17 protein-coding genes are annotated in these 20806 nt (G+C 61.4%); 9 read left to right on the top strand and 8 right to left on the bottom strand.

Annotated features, from left to right (window positions below):
• Nucleotides 1–42 precede the first annotated feature (42 nt).
• The 6 genes from FHT93_RS21510 to FHT93_RS21485 are packed head-to-tail and all read left to right on the top strand — an operon-like array spanning nucleotide 43 to nucleotide 6398.
• Entirely contained in the window at nucleotides 43–1221 is a 1179-nt protein-coding gene (locus FHT93_RS21510) for an acyl-CoA dehydrogenase family protein (protein WP_183849362.1), read from the top strand.
• A gap of 11 nt (nucleotides 1222–1232) precedes the next feature.
• Nucleotides 1233–2591 (top strand): LLM class flavin-dependent oxidoreductase, encoded by a 1359-nt coding sequence (locus FHT93_RS21505; RefSeq protein ID WP_183849360.1) that lies wholly within the window; start codon nucleotides 1233–1235, stop codon nucleotides 2589–2591.
• Nucleotides 2592–2601: 10 nt separating this feature from the next.
• Complete coding sequence (locus tag FHT93_RS21500) at nucleotides 2602–2943, top strand: DUF3088 domain-containing protein (protein ID WP_183849358.1); 342 nt, start codon at nucleotides 2602–2604, stop codon at nucleotides 2941–2943.
• A 12-nt stretch (nucleotides 2944–2955) separates the two neighbouring features.
• A complete protein-coding gene (locus FHT93_RS21495; RefSeq protein ID WP_018115897.1) occupies nucleotides 2956–4188 on the top strand; it encodes an acyl-CoA dehydrogenase family protein in 1233 nt (410 codons plus the stop codon).
• Complete coding sequence (locus FHT93_RS21490) at nucleotides 4185–5510, top strand: LLM class flavin-dependent oxidoreductase (protein ID WP_018115896.1); 1326 nt, start codon at nucleotides 4185–4187, stop codon at nucleotides 5508–5510. The genes FHT93_RS21495 and FHT93_RS21490 overlap by 4 nt, the downstream gene beginning before the upstream one ends.
• 36 nt (nucleotides 5511–5546) lie before the next feature.
• A complete protein-coding gene (locus tag FHT93_RS21485; protein WP_018115895.1) occupies nucleotides 5547–6398 on the top strand; it encodes an NADPH-dependent oxidoreductase in 852 nt (283 codons plus the stop codon).
• 30 nt (nucleotides 6399–6428) lie between these two features.
• On the opposite strand, the gene FHT93_RS21480 is transcribed toward FHT93_RS21485, so the two are convergent.
• Nucleotides 6429–7439: a LysR substrate-binding domain-containing protein gene (locus FHT93_RS21480; protein ID WP_183849356.1), complete on the bottom strand. Its 1011-nt coding sequence runs from the start codon at nucleotides 7437–7439 to the stop codon at nucleotides 6429–6431.
• Nucleotides 7440–7739: 300 nt separating this feature from the next.
• On the opposite strand from FHT93_RS21480, the gene FHT93_RS21475 reads away from it, so the two are divergent.
• Both FHT93_RS21475 and FHT93_RS21470 read left to right on the top strand, forming a co-directional pair.
• Nucleotides 7740–9347, top strand: coding sequence for an ABC transporter substrate-binding protein (locus tag FHT93_RS21475; protein WP_183849354.1), 1608 nt, complete (start codon nucleotides 7740–7742; stop codon nucleotides 9345–9347).
• 13 nt (nucleotides 9348–9360) lie between these two features.
• Nucleotides 9361–10980 carry an ABC transporter substrate-binding protein gene (locus FHT93_RS21470; RefSeq protein ID WP_183849352.1) on the top strand — a complete coding sequence of 540 codons (1620 nt, stop codon included), beginning with the start codon at nucleotides 9361–9363 and terminating at the stop codon, nucleotides 10978–10980.
• A gap of 91 nt (nucleotides 10981–11071) precedes the next feature.
• Here FHT93_RS21470 and FHT93_RS21465 read toward each other — a convergent pair whose 3' ends face one another.
• From FHT93_RS21465 to FHT93_RS21435, 7 genes are all read right to left on the bottom strand, one after another.
• Nucleotides 11072–12490: an FAD/NAD(P)-binding protein gene (locus tag FHT93_RS21465; RefSeq protein WP_183849350.1), complete on the bottom strand. Its 1419-nt coding sequence runs from the start codon at nucleotides 12488–12490 to the stop codon at nucleotides 11072–11074.
• A 131-nt stretch (nucleotides 12491–12621) separates the two neighbouring features.
• Nucleotides 12622–13866 carry an acyl-CoA dehydrogenase family protein gene (locus tag FHT93_RS21460; RefSeq protein ID WP_183849348.1) on the bottom strand — a complete coding sequence of 415 codons (1245 nt, stop codon included), beginning with the start codon at nucleotides 13864–13866 and terminating at the stop codon, nucleotides 12622–12624.
• 73 nt (nucleotides 13867–13939) lie between these two features.
• Nucleotides 13940–14998: an aldo/keto reductase gene (locus tag FHT93_RS21455; protein WP_183849346.1), complete on the bottom strand. Its 1059-nt coding sequence runs from the start codon at nucleotides 14996–14998 to the stop codon at nucleotides 13940–13942.
• Nucleotides 14999–15010: 12 nt separating this feature from the next.
• Nucleotides 15011–15946, bottom strand: a complete 936-nt coding sequence (locus tag FHT93_RS21450; RefSeq protein WP_183849344.1) for an oligopeptide/dipeptide ABC transporter ATP-binding protein — start codon at nucleotides 15944–15946, stop codon at nucleotides 15011–15013.
• Nucleotides 15924–16919: an ABC transporter ATP-binding protein gene (locus FHT93_RS21445; RefSeq protein ID WP_183849342.1), complete on the bottom strand. Its 996-nt coding sequence runs from the start codon at nucleotides 16917–16919 to the stop codon at nucleotides 15924–15926. Before FHT93_RS21445 ends, FHT93_RS21450 begins: the two co-directional genes overlap by 23 nt.
• Entirely contained in the window at nucleotides 16919–17923 is a 1005-nt protein-coding gene (locus FHT93_RS21440; protein ID WP_183849340.1) for an ABC transporter permease, read from the bottom strand. The genes FHT93_RS21445 and FHT93_RS21440 overlap by 1 nt, the downstream gene beginning before the upstream one ends.
• Nucleotides 17920–18909 carry an ABC transporter permease gene (locus FHT93_RS21435; RefSeq protein ID WP_183849338.1) on the bottom strand — a complete coding sequence of 330 codons (990 nt, stop codon included), beginning with the start codon at nucleotides 18907–18909 and terminating at the stop codon, nucleotides 17920–17922. The genes FHT93_RS21440 and FHT93_RS21435 overlap by 4 nt, the downstream gene beginning before the upstream one ends.
• 281 nt (nucleotides 18910–19190) lie before the next feature.
• Between FHT93_RS21435 and FHT93_RS21430 the strand changes: the two genes are divergently transcribed.
• Nucleotides 19191–20795 carry an ABC transporter substrate-binding protein gene (locus FHT93_RS21430; RefSeq protein ID WP_183849337.1) on the top strand — a complete coding sequence of 535 codons (1605 nt, stop codon included), beginning with the start codon at nucleotides 19191–19193 and terminating at the stop codon, nucleotides 20793–20795.
• The last annotated feature ends 11 nt before the right edge of the window (nucleotides 20796–20806 follow it).

Raw genomic sequence — 20806 nt, 5'->3', positions numbered from 1 at the left:
AACGCCGCCAGAACGCCTGGGGCGATGATGTGCAGAGGCGATATGTCTTTCCATTTTGACGTTCTTGATCCGCTCCTGGAAAAAGCTGCCGAGTTGCGTGCAGTATTTCACCTAGACGCGGTGGATCGCGACAAGCAAGGAGGAAGACCTCTCGAGCAGATCAGGATCCTGAAGGAAAGTGGCCTACCCTCCGCGCAAATTGCCAAAGCATATGGTGGGCAGGGAGCATCGTGGCTGACGATCCTTCGCATCGTGCGGGAATTCGCCAAGACCGACGGGTCGCTCGCACATCTCTTCGGTTACCATCATCTGCCGCTGAACCTTATCCTCTTTCGCGGTTCGAGTGCTCAAAAAGAGAAGTGGCTGAGCGGATCAGCTGCCGGCAACTGGATTTGGAGCAATTCCGGCAATGCCATGTCAAAGACGTCGACAGGCGAGAGAATTAAAGGCGGCTGGACAATCAACGGCAGCCGGCCCTTTTCCTCCGGCTCGCATATCGCCGACTATATCCAGATCTCATTCGAAAATTCAGCTGGTGAACGCCTGACCGCTGCGGTTCCAGCCGATCGTCCGGGCATCGTGATTGTGGACGACTGGGATGGCATCGGACAAAGACAGACCGGCAGCGGGACCGTCCATTTTCATGATCTGCGCATCGACGATGATGAGATGATCAGTGCGCCTTCGGTGCCATTGACGCCTTATACGTCCCTCACCTCGCTGCTGCAGCAGAGCGTGCTTCTCAATGTGTTCGTCGGCAGCGCCCAGGGCATTCTGGAAGAAGGCCGCGAATATACGGTGGGCTCGTCCCGACCATGGATCTATTCCGGCGTTGAACGGCATATCGACGACCCCTGGATCAAACGCCAATATGGCGAGCTTTATATTCGTACGCTTGCGGCAGCCGAACTTGCCGACAAGGCTGCTCGCAGCCTTGATGCCGCCTATATCCAAGGACCATCCTTGAGCCATGCCGATCGAGGTGCCGCCGCCATCGATATCGCCACGGCCAATCTTTATGCTGGCGAGGTCGGCCTTGCTGTTTCGAGTGAGGTGTTCGAGGTCATGGGCGCGCGCTCCGCCACGCAGGCCAACGGCTTCGACCGTTTCTGGCGCAATGTCCGCACCCACACACTCCACAACCCCGCCGAATACAAGAAGCGCACGGTCGGCGCTTTCGTGCTGACCGGCGAATTTCCCGTGCCGGCCATCTACCGCTGAAAGGATATTCCATGGCAAGACGCAAGGACCAGATCAAGCTCGGCGCCTTCCTGCTCTTCACCGGCCACCATGTCGCCGCCTGGCGCCATCCGCAGGCCTCGGTCGGGATTGACTTCGAAAACTATCTCGAACTCGCCCGTCTTGCCGAGGCCGCAAAATTCGATGCAATCTTCTTTGCCGACGGCGTGGCGGCCAGGTTGAAGGACGTGGAGGCGGCAAGCCGCAAGGCCCATAGTGGCATCTATCCCTTCGAGCCGATCACATTGCTTTCCGCACTTTCCTCGGTCACCCGCAATATCGGCTTGATCGCCACCGCTTCGACGAGTTTTTCCGATCCGTTTAACCTCGCACGGCAGTTCGCCTCCCTCGACCGATTGAGCGGCGGTCGAGCCGGATGGAACCTTGTCACATCCTCCGATCCCGACGCATCCTATAATTTCGGACATGATGCGCAGATCCTGCATGCCGACCGTTATGAGCGCGCCGAAGAATTCGCCGATGTCGTGCTCGGCCTCTGGGACAGTTTCGAGGACGATACCTTCATCCGCGACAAGTCGTCGGGCCGCTATTTCGATCCCGGCAAGCTCCACAGGCTCGATCACAGCGGCAAGCATTTCAAGGTGCGTGGCCCGCTCAACATTCCCCGCTCACCCCAGGGACGGCCGGTCGTCGTGCAGGCGGGTGCCTCCGAGCCCGGCAAGGAACTGGCGGCCCGCACGGCAGAAGCCATTTTTGCCGCCCAGATCACCCTTGAGGAAGCGGTTGCCTTTTATGCCGACGTCAAAGGACGGCTCGGCAAATTCGGGCGCTCGCATGACGATCTGAAGATCCTGCCCGGTATTTTCCCTGTCGTCGGGAGAACGGAATCGGAGGCACAGGAGAAGTTCGAAGCGCTGCAAGCACTCATTCAGCCCGAAGTTGGACTGAACCTCATCTCGCAGCTGTCGGGCGTCGATCTATCTGCCTATCCGCTGGACGGACCTGTACCCGACAACCCCCCGGCGACCAATGCGGGCAAAAGCCGCCAAGCGCTGGTGCTCGATCTTGCGCGACGTGAAAATCTGACCATCCGTCAGCTCTATTTGCGCATCGCCGGCGCCCGCGGTCACTGGCAGGTGGTCGGAACTCCGGTTCAGATCGCCGATGTGCTCGAAGAACGTTTCGAAAACTATGGAGCCGATGGCTTCAATATCATGGCGCCGCTGATGCCGGGCGGGCTTGCAGACTTCATCGAACTCGTCGTCCCGGAACTGCGCCGCCGCGGCCTCTTCCGGACGGAATATGAAGGCTCGACGCTGCGCGACAATCTGGGGCTCAAGCGCCCGACGAACCGCTTTGTTGACGCGGGCAATGCCGCTGCGGCGGAATAAGGAGAAACCTATGAGCCACGACAAGCTTTATCTCATCGAACCGGGGTTTTCCGATCCCAAGAAACCGGGCGTCAGCTTCGTCTGCCCCTATTGCAACGCCATCGAGGGGCTTTTGGCGTCATACCCCGACCTCGCGCGCAAGATCGAGGTCGAAAGGATCCCCTTTCCCCGACCGCGCGTAAGCGTAATTGGTGCCGTCGGCGAGGATAACCAGTCGTTGCCCGTACTCATTCTGGCCGAAAACGCACCGGCAGATGCCGAAGACTGGAATGGTACGCATTTCGTCAACAAGACTGACCGCATCCTCGAACTGCTTGCCGAGCGCCATGGCTTCCCCCGGCTCCACAACTGAAAGAGGAGCACGATGAGCGTCAAGCCTGGAATATTCGAGCCGGATCAACCGGAGCCGATCCCAAACCCGCCTGCCCTCTTCGAAACGAATCAAGACAATCCCTATCTCGCCAAGGCCGCCGAGCTCACGGAGATCTTCGCTCGTGATGCTGTCGAACGCGACCAGGTCGGTGGCCGACCGTCCGAGCAGATCAGGCTTCTCCGGGAGAGCGGCCTCGTCAATCTTTTGATCCCGAAGGAATTCGGCGGTGAGGGGCAGCCCTATTCGACCGCGCTCAAGGTTCTGCGTGAATTTTCCAAGGTTGACGGCTCGCTTGGTCACCTCTTCGGCTATCACTTCAGCCCGCTCATGAACGCCACCACGACCGGCGACGCGCGTTCGCAGGAAATCTTGCGGCGGTCGGCTCATGGACGCTGGTTCTGGGGCAACACGACCAACAGCTTTTCGAAGAGCCTGTTCGGCAGAAAGACGGCCAGTGGCGTCGTGCTGAACGGCTTTCGACCCTTCGCCTCCGGTTCGCATGTCGCCGACTACCTTATGGTCGCCTGGGAGGACGAAGACACCAACCAGCGCAGCTTTGCCTATATTCCGGCCGATCGCGCGGGGATTACGATCGCCGACGACTGGGACGGCATCGGCCAACGCCAGACGGGCAGCGGCAGGGTCTTCTACAAGGATGTCTCGATCGACAATGCCGAGATCCTGACCGAACGCCCGTGCGACCCGATCGCACTTCTGGCGCCCCAGCAGCAGCAGAGCGTGTTGCTCAACGTCTTTGTCGGCAGTGCCCAGGGGGCACTTGCGGCAGCCCGCGACTATACGGTCACGAAATCACGGCCCTGGATCTATTCCGGCGTCGAACGGCACGTCGATGATCCCTGGATCAAGCGACAATATGGCGAGCTCTGGACGAAAGTGCAGGCTGCGACGGCACTTGCCGACCGGGCAGCCCAGGCGATCGACGCCGCGTATGCCAAAGGCGCTGGCCTGACGGCGGACGAGCGCGGCCACGCAGCCATCGCCGTTGCTTCTGCCAACGTATTGGCCGGCAAGGTGGCACTCGAGGTCACAAGCGAGATTTTCGAGGTGATGGGCGCGCGCTCTGCCGTGCGCGCCTACGGCTTCGACCGGTTCTGGCGCAATGTCCGCATCCACACGCTGCACAACCCGGCTGAATACAAGACACGCAATGTCGGGACATGGTTCCTGACCGGCGATTATCCCGAAGCGGGAATATTCCAATGAGCGGACGCGAGCTTCATCTCAATATCAACATCCTGCATTCCGGCTTTTCGCCTGCGGCCTGGCGCATGGAAGGGAGCGATCCCCGCGCCTCCTTCGATGTCAATCATTATATCAACGTTGCCCGGATTGCCGAACGCGGCACGTTTGATGCGGTCTTTCTCGCCGATCAGGCAGCGATTTCCGACCGCGTGGATTTCAGGCCTTTGACCTCGCTCGAACCGACGATCGTTCTCGCGCTGGTCGCCGCCAACACCCAGCATATCGGTCTCATCGCCACCGCTTCCACCACCTATAACGAGCCCTACAACATAGCCCGCCGTTTTGCGACGCTCGATCATGCCAGCGGCGGTCGGGCCGGCTGGAACATCGTCACCAGTGCCGACCTGTCGCAGAGCCGCAACTTCGGCCTCGAAAAGCCCGTCGCCCATTCCAGCCGCTATGAGCGCGCCGGTGAATTTACTGCCGTCGTCAAGGCGCTGTGGGACAGTTGGGAAGAGGATGCCTTTATCGGTGATGTCGCGACAGGCCGTTTCGTCGATCCGGCCCGGGTTCACGCGATCGCCCATCGCGGCAAGCATTTCCAGGTGCATGGCCCGCACAATATCCCCCGCCCGCCTCAGGGCCATCCGGTTCTCGTCCAGGCCGGCGGCTCGGACGATGGAAGGGCGCTTGCGGCAGAGCATGCGGAAGCCGTTTTCTCTGCCTCGCAATCCTTCGAGGAAGCGCTCGAATATGCCGGTGATCTGCGTCGCCGTGCGGCCCGCTTCGGCCGGCCGCCCGGCAGCATACTGGTGCTTGCCGGTCTTGCCACGATCATCGGCAGTACCGAAATCGAAGCCAAACGCCGGCAGGAAGAGCTGCGCGAGCTGATACCACTCGAATATAGTCTCGCGCGCCTTGCGGGCGTGCTCCAGCTTGATGCCAGCACCCTCGACCTCGATGCTCCGCTGCCCGACGATATCCCTCTGCCGCCCGACGGCGGTCATACATTCTTCCGTGCCACGCTGGCGCTTGCCAAAAGAGAGGGGCTTAGCGTGCGTGGTCTGATCCGCGCCTTGAACGGCGGTACCGGCCACCGCACCATTGTCGGTACGCCGCGCGACGTTGCCGACGATATCGAACGGTGGTTCCTCGCCGGTGCGGCAGATGGCTTCAATCTGATGCCCGACGTCCTGCCGCACGGGCTCGAAGTCTTCGTCGACGAGGTCGTGCCAATCCTTCGCAAACGTGGATTGTTCAGGCAAGCCTATAACGGCCGGACGCTTCGTGAGCATCTGGGCCTTGCCCGTCCGGCCAATCCCTATGCGGCTGCCGCCGAATAAACAATCTACAATGACCTTTTGGCAGGTTAGATCGACATGACGCCATCGACAGAAGCAGAGAAAAACCTCGGCAACGACAGACTGACGGCACTCGCCGGTGAACGCTATCGCAATGGGCAGAAGCTTTCGAGCCATTGGACCGAAACTATCGAAACGATCCTTTCACATCGCAGCGTACGCCACTACCTGGCGGACGTCGTACCATCGCATGCGGTCGAGCTCGCAGTCGCCGCCGCCCAGTCGGCGCCGAGCTCCTCGAACCTGCAGGCCTGGAGCGTCGTCGCCGTGGAAGATGCCGAACGCCGCAGGCGTTTGAACGCGATTGCCGGCAACCAGCGGCAGATCGCCCAGGCACCGCTTCTGCTTGTCTGGCTCGCCGATCTTGCTCGCCCGCGCAAGATTGCAACGGAACGTGGCGCGGCAGCCGAAGGGCTCGATTATGTGGAGAGTTTTCTTCTTGGCGTGATCGACGCCGCGCTCGCCGCCCAGAATGCCGTCGTCGCGCTTGAATCACTTGGCCTTGGCACCTGTTATATCGGAGCGATCCGCAACGATCCGGAAACGGTCACACGTGAACTTGCCCTGCCGGACGGGGTCTTTCCGGTTTTCGGCCTGACAGTCGGCTATCCCGATCCGGCGGTACCCGCCGGCGTCAAGCCACGCCTGCCGCAGACGAGCGTCCTGCACCGCGAGCGCTATCAAGACGGCGCACCTGTCGACGACCTCGCCGATTACAATCGTATTCTCAGAAGCTTTCAAAGCGAACAGACCATGTCTCTGATCGACTGGACCGATCAGGTACGCAACCGCATTGGTACGGTCGAGGCACTCAAGGGCCGCCACGTGCTTGGCGAGGTGGCGCGCAAGCTGGGGTTCCAGCTGAAATAGCGCAATCCGGCCTCACCACCGCCCACGGTCTCACTCGGCAGCGATCATCCCGAACTCGGATCGACCGGTGCGGGACGAAGCGACCTCGATCGTCTGCGCAGCGCGCGCCTCGGCAAGCAGCCAGTTGCGGAAGAGATCGACCCGCATCAGGTGCGCCTTGTGGGCCGATGTGACGAAGAAGTAGGAAGAGCCGACCGCCTGTGGGCTGCCGAACGGGGAGACGAGCCGACCGCCGCGGATCTCGGCTTCAGCGAGCCTGATCTTGCCGAGACCAAGCCCCTGCCCGGCAACAGCCGCGTCGAGCACCAGCGATGACTGGTTCAGACGGAAGCCGCCGCGTGACGGGCGATAGGAAAGCCCTTCGGCGCGCAGCCAAGCATGCCAGTCCGGGCAGGAATTGTCATGTTCGGCCCCTTCCTCGTGGAGGAGCGGCACGTCCTCAATCGCTTCCGGACGCTCCCAGAGACCGTGATGGTCTGCAAATTGCGGACTGCAAACGGGCACGACCGCCTCGGAAAACAGATGATCGACAGCGAGGCCCGGATAGGCGCCGCTTCCGAAACGGATCACGCAATCGGCATCGCCCGCCTCGAGGTCGGTGAGATCGGTCGAGGCCTCGACCAGGATCTGCAAACCGGGTGCTGCGCGCCGAAGCGCATCGAGCCGCGGGATCAGCCATTTGCTGGCGAAGGACGGCGCGACGGACACCCGGATCGGCGGCTCGTGATCGCTCGTTGCAAATTGCGTCATGGCCGAAAGGACGGCGTCGAAAGCATCGGTCAGGCCTGGCACAAGCGCATGGCCGGCCGATGTCAGCTGCAACTGACCGCGCACCCGGTTGAACAACGGCTGGCCCAGATAGTTTTCCAGGAGCCTGATCTGCTGGCCGACGGCAGCGGAGGTGACATGCAGCTCTTCGGCGGCACGGATGAAATTGAGGTGACGCGCCGTCGCCACGAAAGCGCGCAGCGACGTCAGCGGCGGCAGACGCGCAAGCGTCGGATTGATGGTCTTCCTGCGATGGGGCGCGAGCGTGTTCATGAGCTGATTGCACCACAAACAGGCCAGACAAGACGAGAACCCGCTTTGCGCCGATAACGAGGCCGGAAACATTTCCTTGCGCGGGACTACCCCTGCCGGAGAAGCAAAAACTAAAATCGAAAAATTGTCTACCAAAAGACTAGATTATTATTACGGCCGGATCATCCCGGGCGATTTGCGCGAAGCTTTTCTTTCGACGATCGAGAGAAAAACATTCTTCTCGATTTCCCCTGCCTCGACCGATCATGCGCGCTCACAACGCTTGGCCTTACCGGGCTGGCACGGACACAGGGGGTCGTTATGGACATCAACAGACGTCAGCTCAATCAGCTCTTCGCGTTCACGGCGCTTAGCGCCGTCATGTCCATCGGCCGTTTCGCCGAGGCGGCAGAACCTGTCGCCGGCGGCACGCTCAATCTGCTCGTCCAGCCGGAACCTCCCACGCTCGTCACCCTTGCGCACACGGCAGGTCCGACCACACGCGTCTCCGGCAAGGTGACGGAAGGCTTGCTGGCCTACGGGCTGGACTTCAAGCCGATCCCGCAGCTTGCGACCGCCTGGCACGACAGCGACGATGGGCTGGAATATCGTTTCGAGCTCAGGCAAGGCGTCAAGTGGCATGACGGAAAACCCTTCACCGCCGAGGATGTCGCCTTCTCGATCCTGGCGCTGAAGGAGGTGCATCCGCGCGGTCGAGCGACCTTCTCCAGCGTCAAGGAAGTCGCAACACCGGACGCGCATACCGCAATCATCCGGCTGTCGAAGCCGGCGCCCTATCTGATCGGCGCCTTGCAGGCGAGCGAATCGCCGATCGTGCCCAAGCATGTCTACGAGGGCGCAACGGATCTTGCCGGACATGCGAATGGCCGCGCCCCGATCGGCACCGGTCCTTTCATCTTCCGCGAATGGGCGGTCGGCAGCCATGTGATCCTGGATCGTAATCCCGACTATTGGGACAAGGGCGAGCCCTATCTCGACCGCATCGTCGTCAAGTTCATTCCCGACGCCAGCGCCAGACTTGCCGCACTTGAGACCGGCGAAGTCGATATTGCTCCCGACACACCGGTGTCGCTCAGCGAAATCGACCGGCTGAAAGCCTCGCCGACGCTTGCCGTCGATGATCGCGGCAACGATTATTCGCCGAGCGTCTATCGCATCGAATTCAACCTGCAGAATGAGTATTTCAAGCACGACAAGGTCCGCCAGGCCGTCGCCCATGCGATCGACCGGCAAGCGATCGCCGATATTGCCTTCTACGGCTATGCGGTCCCGGCGCCGAGCCCGATCAGTCCCTTCCTCAAGGCTTTCTACAATCCCGACGTCCCGGTCTATGCTCATGATCTCGCAAAGGCCGAACAGCTTCTGGACGAAGCGGGCTTCCCGCGCGGGGCAGACGGAGTACGCTTCGAAATACCGCATGATGTCATGCCCTATGGCGACACCTATACTCGTATCGGTGACTATCTGCGCGATGCGCTGTCCAAGATCGGCGTCAAGGTAACGTTGCGCGGACAGGATGTGCCGACCTGGCTGAAGCGTGTCTATACCGACCGCGATTTTGCCTTCGTCACCAACGGCATGGGCAATACGTTCGATCCGACGATCGGCGTGCAGCGTCTCTACTGGTCGAAGAACTTCAAGAAGGGCGTGCCTTTTTCGAACGGCTCAGGCTACAACAACCCGGAAATCGACGCGATATTCGAACAGGCGGCGGTCGAGAACGACCGGGCCAAACGCGTCGAACTCTTCAACTGCATGCAGGTGATCATCGCCCGGGACCTGCCCGATATCACGCTCGTTTCATTCCGGCAGCTGACGATCTTCAACAGAAAAGTCCAGGACCATACCGTGGTCGCCGACGGCCTCTCGGGCAGCCTCTCCTCCGCCTATCTCCTCAAGAACGCCTGAGAGGGACAATCCCATGAGCATCAACCGCCGCACCTTCAATCAGCTGCTGCTTTTATCCACCGCCGGCACGCTCATGCCCTCGCTCGGCCTCAAAGCCGCCGAGGACAAACCGAAGCAGGGCGGAACGCTGACCTTCATCGTCGAGCCCGAGCCGCCGACGATCCTGGCGCTCGCCCACACCGCCGGCGGCACCCAGAAAGTCAGCCCGAAGATCACGGAGGGGCTGCTGACATATGACTTCGACCTGACGCCGAAACCGCAGCTCGCGACCGAATGGTCGATATCCGACGACGGCTTGAGCTACACGTTCAAGCTACGCCCCAACGTCAAATGGCATGATGGCAAGCCTTTTAGCGCCGACGACGTCGCCTATTCGATCGAACTCCTAAAGCAAGTCCATCCGCGCGGGCGCGGCACCTTCGCCAATGTCGTCAAGGTCGAGACACCCGATCCGCTGACCGCGGTTATCCGCCTCTCGAAGCCCGCGCCTTACCTCCTGACCGCCCTCTATGCGGCGGAATCGCCGATCGTTCCGAAGCATGTCTACGAAAACGTTGCGGTTGCAGACGTGCCGCTCAATAAGAACGGGAGCGCACCTGTTGGCACCGGCCCCTTCGTCTTCAAGGAATGGACGCGCGGCTCGCATATTATCCTGGAGCGCAATGCCGACTACTGGGATGCCGGCAAACCCTATCTCGACCAGATCGTCATCCGCTTCGTGCCTGACGGAGCGGCCAGAGCTGCAGGATTCGAGACCGGCGAATTCGATATCGGCGGCGACAATCCGATCCCGCTCAGCGATCTCGAGCGCATCAAAGGGCTGCCCAATATCAGCGTCAATTCCCGCGGCTACGAAACCAAGGGCGATCAAACCCAGCTCATCTTCAATCTCGACAACGAATATCTGAAGGATGTCAGGGTTCGCCGCGCCATTGCCCACGCGATCGATCTCGACGTCATCCTCAACACGGTCTGGTACGGGTACGGCCATATCTCTCCGACGCCGATCAGTACGTTCCTGTCGCGCTACCACGACGGCTCGATCAAGCCCTATGCCTATGACCTCAAGGCGGCCGAACAGCTTCTCGACGAAGCCGGCTACAAGCGTCGTGCTGATGGCACCCGCTTTGCTCTCAGGCTCACTCACAATTCCTATAATGAAGGCTTCAAGCGGGTCATCGAATATCTGAAGCAGAACCTTACCCGCATCGGCATCGCCGCGACGATCGATTCCTACGATTTCTCGACCTATATCCAGAAGGTCTATAGCGAACGCGTCTTCGATGTGACGGCCGAATATCTCGGCAACCAGTTCGATCCGACGCTCGGCGTCCAGCGCATCTATTGGTCAAAGAACTTCAAGCTCGGCCTGCCCTTTTCCAATGCTGCCCATTACGCCAACCCTGAGGTCGACCGGCTTCTGGAGGCAGCATCGGTCGAGATCGACGAAAAGAAGCGAAGGCAGGAATTCAACGATTTCCAGAGGATCATCGCCGAGGAGGTTCCGGTGGTGAATTTGATCGCGCTGGAAAATGTCACGGTCTTCAACAAGCGGGTCAAGAACCACACGATCGGTGCCGAAGGCGTCCAGGCCAATTTCGCAGAGGTCTATATCAAGGACGGCGAAGGCTGACGTTCGGGGGTCACGACCAGCCTTCACGGATCATGGGCGCATCGTCAGATGCGCCCATGATCGCTTTGCGGTTTGTCGGATGAATCGCTTCTCAAGAGGCGGCGCGGGCCGGCGTGAATTTCGCGAGGATGCGGTCGGCAAGCGCGATCGCCTGCGTGCGCTGTTCGGTGATCGAGCTCGATTCCCAGGCCACGCCCCGCAGCGGATGACCGATGGCGCTCAAGTTGCGGTGAACGCGCCCTTCCTCATCGATGAGGTCGCCCTCGGGGGTGGCGTCGATGCCGAAGCCGGTCGAATGCGGTCGCACCTCGCCGCTTGAAAGAAGCTGGCGAACAAACGGATCAACGATTTCCCGCCAATCGTGCAGCTGATGCCCGCGGCAATCGATCACACCGCCGAAGACAGTCTCCTCAAGGCCTGCCGCGGTCTTCAGGGTTGCTGCGATACCGGCTTCCTTGGGCTTCAGCGCCAGGAGGCGGGCCGCCCCATGGACGAGCCGCCCCTGCGACCGCGCCGCTTCGACGCTGCGGTGGCTTTCCGGAGCGGATCGATGCGCCGTCACGTCCCAGAAGGCCCTCAAGTGACGGGCAAAGCGCAGCCTTTCCCGATCGTTGGCATTCTGCCAGAGCGGCAGGATGTGGGGGCGAATGGTAAGCGGCAGCCCCTGCCAGTCCGCACCCGCGGCGGCAAGCTTTCGCCGTTCCGCCTTGACGCGCGCTAGCAGGCCGCGTGCGGTCGAAGGAAGCGGCCCCTCGGCGAGGAAGTCACGGGCAGGCTCGGCATTCCTGCGACCCTCGACGAACTGGCCCCGCCGCGAAATCACCCGGTAGCGTCCACGAAACCCTCTCGCCTCCATGCTCGCGATCGCATCGACCATCGAGAGACTGGCGCCGATGATGAGGATATCGGAACTGTCGCTCAACCGCTCGAGTGCCGCTGCATTCCAGGGATTTTCAGCAAAGCGCGGATGGCCAGCCACAGCTGCCTCGGCAGGACGCAGATCGGACTGAAAGACCCCGAGCGCCAGCACGGCCTCGTCGGCTTCCAAAATCGTACCGTCCGTGGTCGTAACGCGGACCCGGTGGGGCGATGACGACAGATGCCCCGCCGACGAGCGGACATGATGCAGGCTCGATCCGGAACGCGTCTGTGCGGCCGCGCGCTTCAGTTCGTCACACACATAGGTGCCATAGAGATGACGCGGCGGGCTGCTTGCCGCTACGTCTGCGGGCGCCTGCCAGCCGTTGGCGGCACCGTTCTCGGCAAGCCAGCGGGATAGATGACCCATGTCTTCGGGGTAAAGCGAGAAGATCTCCGCCGGTCCGTTGACGAGATGGGCCGGGTCGGCCGTGCTATAGGCAACGCCGCGCCCGAGCTCGGCACGCGGCTCGATGATTGTGATTGATAGCCCGACCGTGGTCCGGTCGAGCAATTTGAGCGCAGTCAGGGCGCCGGCAAAGCCCCCACCGATGATGATGACGGAATGGCCTGGCTTTGGATCGTAATGCATGAAACCTCCCTCCCCCGTCACGCAAGTCCGGGGACGACAGATGGAAAGGCGCACAGATCTCCTGCCGACGCAGCGGCCGGATATCAGGATGACCTCGGATGATAAATGGAAGCGAAGCGACCGACCGGGTTCTAGAAGACCTTGCCTTCCTCCAGATGCGTCGTCGTTCCGTTGATGTAGAAATCGCCAACCACACGTGCCTTGTGCAACAGCGGATTGTGGTTGAGCACGGTGCGGATATTGCGCCAATGGCGGTCCAGGTTGAGATGCCTCGAAGTCGCCGAACCGCCGCCAAGTTCGAAGACATTGGTTGCCGCAGAAAGCGCAATCTGAGAGGCGACAATCTGGGTGCGCGCCGTCGTCAGTGCACTATCGACGAGAGCTTCTTCCAACCGTTCCGGATCGCCTGCGCTGAACGCCTCAACGGAACGATCGAGCGCGCGGGCCGCCTCCCGGATCAGCGTATCAACGGCAAAAGAGCCACTGGCGATCTCGCCCAGTATTTTCTGGACAAAGGGGTCGGCATTCGCCGTTTCTGCCGCGCTGTGGGCGGCAGAACGCGCCTGTCTGCGAACATAGTCGGTGCCCTCGGCCACGGCACCGCGCACCGCTCCCGCCATCGAGGCGGCAAGATGGAGCTGGCGCAGGGTCGAAGTATGGCGACCGACAAGCGTGTTGAGGCCGCGCGTGGAAATCTCATGCGGCAGGACCTCGACATCCTCCAGCAACACGCCGCCACTCGCCGTCAGCCGCTGGCCCATGCCGTCCCAGTCATCGAGAACGGTGATGCCCTTGCGGTCGACCGGAAGCAGGACGCTCACGAACTGGTCCTCGTCGTTCCTGGCGCTGAAGGAGGCGAAATCGGAAAAGGCGGTGCCCGTGGCATACCATTTGCGGCCATTGAGGCGGTAGCTGTCGCCAGCCTTCGAGAGTTTCGTCGTCACCTCGCCAGGACGCTTGGTGCCTTGTTCCGTATGAGCGCCGCCGAACAGCTTGCCGGCAAGCACTCTTGTCAGCTGCGTGCGGTCAAGCGCCGTATTGGGATTGAGAATAAGGCTCTCGGTGAAATTGAAATGGCTGCGAAGCGCATGTGCGACATTGGAATCGGCCGCACCGATCGCCATGATCGTCTCGATATAGTCGAGGACACTACCGCCTGGCCCACCAAGCGAGGTGGGGATGCGCAGCGCTCCGAGACCGGCCTCCTTGAACAGGCGGAAAGCCTCAAACGGAAGCTCGCGATCGAGATCGCGCCGTGCCGCTTCCCTGCCAATTTCGGCTGCGAGCGCCGGCACCGTCGCAAGCAGGCCGGCAAGATCGGTATCGGGCTCAGATCCATTGGCGGATAACAGCGCGGAAGGGGTCGGAATGGCCATGGTCAAGCTTTCAACGGCGAATTTTTGAAGAATGGGGAGGACCCACGCAAGAGCGGATCCTCCCTTTGCGATCTCAGGCGACGGCGCGCGTCAGCGACACGACATTGTCGGTCCCTATTTCGCTGACACGCGGAACGCGCCCTTCGACCGGATGGCTTGGATCGTTGAAGCCCGGCGTTGACGGGTGACCGGTGGCAACCAGCCGATCGACCAGGGTCTCGTCCTCGGCATCGAGCTTGACGTCGAGCGCGCGGATATAGCTGTCCCAATGCTCTTCGGTGCGCGGACCGGTAATGGCGGCCGAGATTAGCTTGTTGTTCAGCACCCAGGCGAGCGCGAACTCGGTCGGCGTAACACCCTTGCGGTTGGCATGGGCTGCGATCTCCTTGGCGATCGCAATCGATTCCGGACGCCATTCGGTTTCGAGGATGCGCTTGTCGCCGCGGCCTGCACGGGTATCGGCACCTGGTTCCTTGCCCGGCTCATATTTTCCTGTCAGCACGCCGCGGGCGAGCGGCGAATAGGAGACGACGCCGAGGCCGTAAGAGTGGGCGGCCGGCAGCTGCTCGGCTTCCGCCGTGCGGTTGACGATGTTGTAGAGTGGCTGGCTTGCGATCGGCCGGTCGATGCCGAGCTGATCGGCTAGATGAGCGATCTCGGCGATGCGCCAGCCGCGGAAATTCGAGACCCCGAAATAACGAAGCTTGCCGGCGCGGATAAGGTCGGCAATGGCACGCACCGGCTCTTCGAGCGGCGCATCGAAGACGGCGCGATGGAAATAAAGAATGTCGATATAGTCGGTGTTCAGCCGGCGCAGCGAATTCTCCACCGTCTCGATCACCCATTTGCGCGAGTGGCCGCCAAGGTTCGGTCCCTTGGTGTGCGAGTTGACGAACTTGGTCGCCAATACCCAATGATCGCGGCTTGACTTGATGCCGCGCCCGACAACTTCCTCCGACTTGCCGTCGTGATAGACGTCGGCCGTGTCGATGAAGTTGATCCCCTGCTCGCGCGCCTTGTCGATGATGCGGAAGGCGACCTCGTCGGGCGTCGGCCCGCCGAACATCATGGTTCCAAGGCTGAGCGGCGACACTTTGAGGGCGCTGCGCCCGAGGTAGCGATAATCGACCATTTCATTCTCCATTCATTGAGCGTGGTGACAGGCGACGGCATGGCCGGCGCCGAACTGGCGGAATGCCGGATCCTCGGCCCGGCAAATATCGGTGGCAAACGGACAGCGCGTGTTGAAGCGACAGCCGGACGGGGGATTGTGCGGACTTGGCAGGTCACCCGTGATCGGGGCGGCCTGCTTGCGCCGCGACGGGTCGGGCACGGCGGCAAGCAGGGCCTGCGTATAGGGATGCTTGGCGCCATTCCAGAGGTCGGCGGTCGAGGCGCTTTCGACGATACGCCCGAGATACATGACGAGCACCCGGTCGGCGAAGTAGCGAACGACGGACAGATCGTGCGAGATGAACAGATAGGAAAGCGACAGCTCCGTCTTCATCTCGACCAGAAGGTTGAGGATCTGGGCCTGGATCGATAGGTCAAGCGCCGAGACCGGTTCATCGCAGATGACGAGCTCCGGCTGCAAGATCAACGCCCGGGCAATGCCGATGCGCTGGCGCTGGCCGCCGGAAAATTCATGCGGATAGCGCTCCAGGGAATCGCTTGGCAGGCCGACATGCTCGACCATTCCTGCAGCGATCGCATCGTGTTTCCTGCGATCGCCAATGCCATGTACGGCAAGCGGCGCCGTCAATATCGTGCGGATCGTCTGGCGCGGATTGAGCGAGGCGAAGGGGTCCTGGAAGATCATCTGGACGCTGCGGCGGATCGACTGCAGCTCCCTGTTCGACATGGCCGTCACATCGCGGCCGCGAAAGCGGACCTGCCCGGAAGACGGCGTGACGAGGCGCGTCAGCGACTTGCCGAGCGTCGACTTGCCGCAACCGGATTCGCCGACAAGCGCAACCGTCTCGCCCTCACTGATTTCCAGTGACACGCCGTCAACGGCACGCACCGTGCCGGCGCTTCCTGGATAATGGGTGGAGAGCCTATCGACCGACAGGAGCGACATGAGCGACCTCCGCATGGAATGAAACATAGGGGCAAGCGACTTCGCGGCCCGCCGAGACGGAAAACAGCGCCGGCACCGCCTGGGCGCAGGCGGGACGAGCGACCGGACAGCGCGGACGGAAGGAGCAGCCCTTCTCGCCGGCCGCCGAAATGATGGAGCCCGGAATTTCGGCAAGCGGCCCATCGCGGTAGTGATAATCTGCCGTAAGGCGCGGCGAGGCCGCCAGCAGGCCGCGTGTATAGGGATGATAGGGCGTGTCGAAGACCGGGCCGGGAAGACCCTCCTCGATCTTGCGGCCGGCATACATGACGACGACGCGATCGGCCCATTGCGCGACGATGCCAAGATCGTGGGTGATGAGGATGACCGCCATGTTCAGCTTGGCGCGCAGATTGTCGAGAAGCTGCAGGACCTGCGCCTGGATGGTCACATCGAGCGCGGTCGTCGCCTCGTCGGCGATCAGAAGCTTCGGGTTGCAAGCAACGGCAATCGCGATCATCACGCGCTGGCGCATGCCGCCCGACAACTGATGGGGATATTCGTCGATGCGTCGGGCCGGTTCCGGAATACTGACGAGGTCCAGAAGCTCGATCGCCCTGGCCCGCGCCTGCCGGCGGCTGAGGTCCTCATGTATCCGCAGCACCTCGATGATCTGGTCCCCGATCGACAGAACCGGATTGAGCGAGGTCATCGGCTCCTGGAAGATCATTGCGATGTCGCGCCCGCGAACCTGTCGCAGCTGCCGTTCCGACAGCGTCAGCAGGCTGCGACCATCAAACAGGATTTCACCGCCCGCCCGCGCGTGCCGCGGCAAGAGCCCCATCAGCGCAAGGGCCGTCAGCGATTTTCCGGAGCCGGATTCACCAACGATCGCCAGCATCTCTCCGAGATTGGCATTGAAGCTGACGCCCTTGACCGGCTCTGCGGTCGCAAAGCGGACGGAGAGATCGCGGACTTCGAGAAGATGGCTCATCAGCGTTCCTCCGAAAAGCGCGGATTGAGCGCATCGTTCAGCCCATCACCCAGAAGATTGAGTGCGAGTACGGTAAAGACGATCGCAAGGCCCGGCAGCGCCGTCAGGTACCAGGCGGTGCGGATCACGTCCCGACCGGCACCGATCATCGATCCCCATGAGACGCGATTGGGATCACCGAGCCCCATGAAGGATAGCGCCGATTCCATCAGGATGGCGCTCGCGACCATCACCGAGGAGGTGACGATCAGGGGCGGCAGGGCGTTCGGCAGGATTTCGCGGAAGATGATGCGTGCATGGCCGAAGCCGAGGCTTCGCGCCGCAAGCACATAGTCCTTCTCGCGGATGGAGCGGAACTCGGCCCGTGTCAGGCGCGCCACCGTCGGCCAACTGACGATGGCAATCGCAATGGTGACGGTCGAGGTCGTCGGCTGGGCGATGGCGACCAGCACGACGAGCAGCACGAAGCTCGGAATCGTCTGGAAGATCTCGATGACTTTCACAAGGACATCGTCGACGATCCCGCCGAAATATCCCGCCATCGCGCCGATCGTAATGCCGGCCGAAAGCCCAAGCGCGGTCGCCGCGATCCCGACCGTAAGCGAGATGCGCGCCCCGTGCAGGATGCCTGCGAGCACATCGCGTCCCATCGAATCCGTACCGAGCGGGTAGGACGGATTTTGGCCCGGCCAGAGGAACGGTCGCGCCACCATCTCCATTGGATCGCCGGGATAGAAGACGGGAGCAAGAAGGGCTGCGAGTGCGGTGGCGATCAGGAACAGGACGCCGAACAAAGCGGTGGGATTGGACAGAAAGACCTTGAGCTCGCGGCGCAGACCGCGCCAGGCAATACCGGGTACGGCGGCCGCACGGACGTCGGGCGCATGAATATGCGTCCAGCGCGGTTCGGCGGGTTTTTCGGGCAGTGGCCGCGCGGCGTCGCTGTCGTGCTCGGCCAGATCGATTGCGCTGCCGACATAGGTATGAAGCTTCTGACTGGTCATCGGCTGGCTCCGATTCTGGGATCAATCCATGCCTGCAGCAGATCGACGGCCGCGTTGGCGACGATCACAAGGAAGGAGGACAAGAGCAGGATGCCGAGCAGCACGGAAAAATCGCGGGCCATCACGGCTTCGAAGGCAAGCCGGCCGAGCCCCGGCCAGCTGTAGACGGTTTCGACCACGACGGCTCCGCCGAGCATGCCCCCGAAATGCATGCCGGCCATTGTCGTGATCGGGATCAGCGCATTGCGCAGCACGTGACGCGTGGTCAGGAAGAAGGGCGACACGCCCTTGGCGCGGGCGGTGCGGACGAAATCCTGCGACTTGACCTCCAGCATGGCCGCGCGCGTCAGGCGCGCATAGATTGCCAGATAGAAGAGGGAGAGCGAGGTTGCCGGCAATACCATGTAGCGGACCCGGTCGAGGAGTGCCGGTATCCCGGTTAGCCGCGATCCGATCGTGCTGTCGCCGCCGCTCGGCAGCCAGCCGAGTTTGACGGAAAAGAACAGGATCAGCATTAGGCCGATCCAGAATCCAGGGATGGAATAGAAGAGCAGCGAGATGACCGAGATCACCCGGTCGGCAAGCCTGCCTGAAAAGCTTGCCATCAACGCGCCGAGCAGCAGACCGACAGCAATGGCGATCAGCAGCGCAGCCAGCATCAGCGTCAGTGTTCCAGGAAGCCGCTGACCGATGAGATCGGCAACAGGCATTCCGTAGCGCGGCGAAAAGCCGAGACTGAAATGGGCCAGGTTGTCCAGGTAGTTGGCGAGCTGGACAAGCAGAGGGTTGTCGAGACCGAAGCGCTGGCGCAGAGCCGCCATGGTTTCCTCGGTGGCCGAACCGGATTCGGCCGCCATTACGTCGGCTGCATCGCCCGGCGCGAGCTTGAGCAGAAAGAAACTCAATATGATGATGCCGAGCATGGTCGGCACGGCCTGAAGGATAGTCTTTCTGATCGTCAGGGCGACCCGCTTGAGTGCCGACATGGATTTCCACCTCGCGTCGCCGGAAGAATTCGTCGTGTTGCGTTGCGATAGTAGTTGACTAAATCTGTGTGTTTTGTCAAATCCATATTGGTAAATAATTCCAATAAGGCACCAATAAATGACGTCGTAAGGAATTATTTATTCTATTATGCAGCTTCTTAAGAATTTCCTACCGAAGCAGTCTCGGAACCGGGTAAAAAACTCTAAGACGGCGCCGAAGTATGGAAAGGCTAACCCAGGACGCCCGGAAACGGGCACGCATAATCATCGAGGGACCGACCATGCCAGCATTTCCTGCCCCGACACGCCGCAATTTCCTTCTTGCTTCCGTTGCGCTCACCGTGGCGTCGGCAACACGCCTGCCGGCCTTTGCGGCCCCGGCGCGCGGCGGCACTGCGACGCTGCTCCTGTCGGCCGAGCCGCCGGTGCTGACGACGATTGCCAACACCGCTTTCAATTCCGTCTATGTCTCGCCGAAGGTCATCGAAGGCCTCCTGACCTATGATTTCGAGCTGAACCCGCAGCCGCTCCTGGCCAAAGAATGGTCGGTGAGCCCGGATGGGCTCACCTACACGTTCCATTTGCGCGACGGCGTGAAATGGCATGACGGCCAAGCCTTCACATCGGCCGACGTTGCTTTCTCGGTCAAGACGCTGAAGGAGGTTCATCCGCGTGGCCGCAACACGTTCCTAAACCTCGTCGACGTCGAAACGCCGGACGCGTTGACGGCGATCCTGAAACTCTCGAAGCCCGCTCCCTATCTCATCACCGCGCTCGCCTCCTCCGAGACGCCGATCGTTCCGCGCCATATCTATGAGGGAACGAAGGTCGCCGAAAACCCAGCCAACCTCGCGCCGATCGGCACCGGTCCCTTCAAATTCAAGGAATGGGTTCGCGGCAGCCATCTCGTCTATGAGCGCAATCCTGAATATTGGGATCAGCCGCGTCCCTATCTCGACCAGTTGATCGTCCGCTTCATCCCGGACGCGGCGGCCCGCTCGATCGCGATCGAAACCGGCGAGATCGACCTCGCGCCCTCGACACCCGTTCCGCTCAGCGATCTGGAGCGTTTGAAAGCCGTTGACGGTATCGCCTTCGAAGAGCGCGGCTACCAATATTCGAACGGCGTCAGCCGCATCGAGTTCAATCTCGAACGCCCGTTCTTCAAGGATATTCGCGTCCGCCAGGCCTTCGCCCATGTGATCGATCGCAAGGTCATTCTCAACACCATCAACTACGGCTATGGCGCGGCCATTCCCGGCCCGATCAATCCCAATCTCGCCAAATGGTATGACGGCGACCTCAAGACCTATCCGATCGATCTTGCCGCCGCCGAGAAGCTGCTCGACGCGGCAGGCTATCCGCGCGGCAGCGACGGCGTGCGCATCCGCATCAATCTCGACTATGTGCCGAGCGGCGAAACGTATCCGCGTGGCTCCGAATATATTCGCCAGGCGCTTGCCAAGGTCGGCGTCGATGCCACGGTGCGCAGCCAGGACTTCGCCACCTATACCAAGCGCATCTACACCGATCGCGACTTCGATTTCGCCTTCGAGGGAATGAGCAACCTCTTCGATCCGACCGTCGGCGTCCAGCGCCTCTACTGGAGCAAGAACTTCAAGCCGGGCGTGCCCTTCTCCAACGGCTCGGCCTACAGCAATCCGAAGGTCGATGCCTTGCTCGAGGCCGCGGCAATCGAGGTCGATGCCAAGAAGCGTGTCGATCAATGGCGCGAGATCCAGAAGATCCTTGTCGAGGACCTGCCGGCGATCGACATCGCCAGCCAGCCGGAGCTGACCATCTACAATAAACGTATCGCTGACCACACAGTGGGTGGAGAAGGCGTCTCGGGCAGCCTTGCCTACGCTTATCTCGCCACAGCCTGAGCCAAGAGGAA

This window comes from Rhizobium sp. BK379 (assembly GCF_014193955.1).
GTDB lineage: Bacteria > Pseudomonadota > Alphaproteobacteria > Rhizobiales > Rhizobiaceae > Rhizobium.
The sequence above is the reverse complement of the archived record's forward strand: the minus strand, read 5'-3'. Positions and strand labels throughout refer to the sequence as shown.

Bases quoted from the DNA above. Each gene is read 5' to 3' on its own strand.
- FHT93_RS21510 (WP_183849362.1), top strand. From the start codon at position 43: ATGTCTTTCCATTTTGACGTTCTTGATCCGCTCCTGGAAAAAGCTGCC.
- FHT93_RS21505 (WP_183849360.1), top strand. From the start codon at position 1,233: ATGGCAAGACGCAAGGACCAGATCAAGCTCGGCGCCTTCCTGCTCTTC.
- FHT93_RS21500 (WP_183849358.1), top strand. From the start codon at position 2,602: ATGAGCCACGACAAGCTTTATCTCATCGAACCGGGGTTTTCCGATCCC.
- FHT93_RS21495 (WP_018115897.1), top strand. From the start codon at position 2,956: ATGAGCGTCAAGCCTGGAATATTCGAGCCGGATCAACCGGAGCCGATC.
- FHT93_RS21490 (WP_018115896.1), top strand. From the start codon at position 4,185: ATGAGCGGACGCGAGCTTCATCTCAATATCAACATCCTGCATTCCGGC.
- FHT93_RS21485 (WP_018115895.1), top strand. From the start codon at position 5,547: ATGACGCCATCGACAGAAGCAGAGAAAAACCTCGGCAACGACAGACTG.
- FHT93_RS21480 (WP_183849356.1), bottom strand. From the start codon at position 7,439: ATGAACACGCTCGCGCCCCATCGCAGGAAGACCATCAATCCGACGCTT.
- FHT93_RS21475 (WP_183849354.1), top strand. From the start codon at position 7,740: ATGGACATCAACAGACGTCAGCTCAATCAGCTCTTCGCGTTCACGGCG.
- FHT93_RS21470 (WP_183849352.1), top strand. From the start codon at position 9,361: ATGAGCATCAACCGCCGCACCTTCAATCAGCTGCTGCTTTTATCCACC.
- FHT93_RS21465 (WP_183849350.1), bottom strand. From the start codon at position 12,490: ATGCATTACGATCCAAAGCCAGGCCATTCCGTCATCATCATCGGTGGG.
- FHT93_RS21460 (WP_183849348.1), bottom strand. From the start codon at position 13,866: ATGGCCATTCCGACCCCTTCCGCGCTGTTATCCGCCAATGGATCTGAG.
- FHT93_RS21455 (WP_183849346.1), bottom strand. From the start codon at position 14,998: ATGGTCGATTATCGCTACCTCGGGCGCAGCGCCCTCAAAGTGTCGCCG.
- FHT93_RS21450 (WP_183849344.1), bottom strand. From the start codon at position 15,946: ATGTCGCTCCTGTCGGTCGATAGGCTCTCCACCCATTATCCAGGAAGC.
- FHT93_RS21445 (WP_183849342.1), bottom strand. From the start codon at position 16,919: ATGAGCCATCTTCTCGAAGTCCGCGATCTCTCCGTCCGCTTTGCGACC.
- FHT93_RS21440 (WP_183849340.1), bottom strand. From the start codon at position 17,923: ATGACCAGTCAGAAGCTTCATACCTATGTCGGCAGCGCAATCGATCTG.
- FHT93_RS21435 (WP_183849338.1), bottom strand. From the start codon at position 18,909: ATGTCGGCACTCAAGCGGGTCGCCCTGACGATCAGAAAGACTATCCTT.
- FHT93_RS21430 (WP_183849337.1), top strand. From the start codon at position 19,191: ATGCCAGCATTTCCTGCCCCGACACGCCGCAATTTCCTTCTTGCTTCC.